Annotated in this window: 1 pseudogene; it reads right to left on the reverse strand. The window is 70.5% G+C overall.

The window, feature by feature from the left end:
* Positions 1-234, reverse strand: a pseudogene (locus ACQG3P_RS24305) (Tol-Pal system beta propeller repeat protein TolB); the annotation flags it as partial.

Below are 234 nucleotides of genomic sequence, written 5' to 3' on the forward strand. Positions count from 1 at the left end.
GTCCGGGGAGAACGTCGGGGCGCTGTTGATGCGGCGGAAGCTGGTGACCAGCTCCCGGGCGCCGGTGGCGAGGGTCTGGATGTAGATCGCCGAATTGCCGCGCTCGAAGCTGACGTAGGCCAGGCGGTTGCCGTCCGGGCTCCCCGAGGGCGACAGCAGCGGTTCGGCCGCACGCACGCTGGTCTGCGGGTTGAAGCCGTCCGAATCGGCCACCCACAGCGCGTAGCGCATGGC

Origin of the sequence: Stenotrophomonas sp. SrG (genome assembly GCF_050031795.1) — a bacterium.
Classification (GTDB): Bacteria; Pseudomonadota; Gammaproteobacteria; order Xanthomonadales; family Xanthomonadaceae; genus Stenotrophomonas; species Stenotrophomonas rhizophila_A.